General features: G+C 82.0%; 1 pseudogene. It reads right to left on the bottom strand.

The window, feature by feature from the left end:
- Positions 1–510: pseudogene (locus tag ACYVQV_RS18995) on the bottom strand (hypothetical protein); the annotation flags it as partial.

Below are 510 nucleotides of genomic sequence, written 5' to 3'. Positions count from 1 at the left end.
CGGCCGCTGCGAGCAGCAGCAGGGCGGGCAGTCGCACCGGGTCGGCGCCCGTCGCAGCCGCCGCACCGGCCGCACCGGATGCGGTGGCCGCGCTGGCCGCGCTGGCTGCGCCGTCCGCCGTGACGTCGCGGGCGGCCACCAGCCAGGCGGAGGCCAGGGCACCGGTCGCGGTGACCGCCGCGGCGAGGGCAGCGACGTGCCCGGGACGGGTGAGCCGCGCGGCGAGGACCGCCGCGGTCACGACGAGGAGGACGGCCGCGGCGACGACCAGCGGGTCGGCGGCCGGCGCCACGTCCCCGGCGGGCTTCTCCGACGTCCCGGCACGCGTCGCCTGCTGCACGGCGACCACCGCGGTCACGACGACCGCCGCCTCGGCCACCGGTCTCCACCGTCGCAGGGACGCCGCGGGCGGGTGGGTGACGCGCCAGCGCCGGGCGCGCAGCGCGGCCGGGACCGCGAGCAGCAGCGCGCCGCCGAGGACGACGGCGACCGGGACGGCCAGCGCGGCCC

The sequence above is a fragment of the Thalassiella azotivora genome (assembly GCF_054781695.1).
Note: the sequence above shows the minus strand (reverse complement) of the source record. Positions and strands in the feature narration are given on the sequence as shown.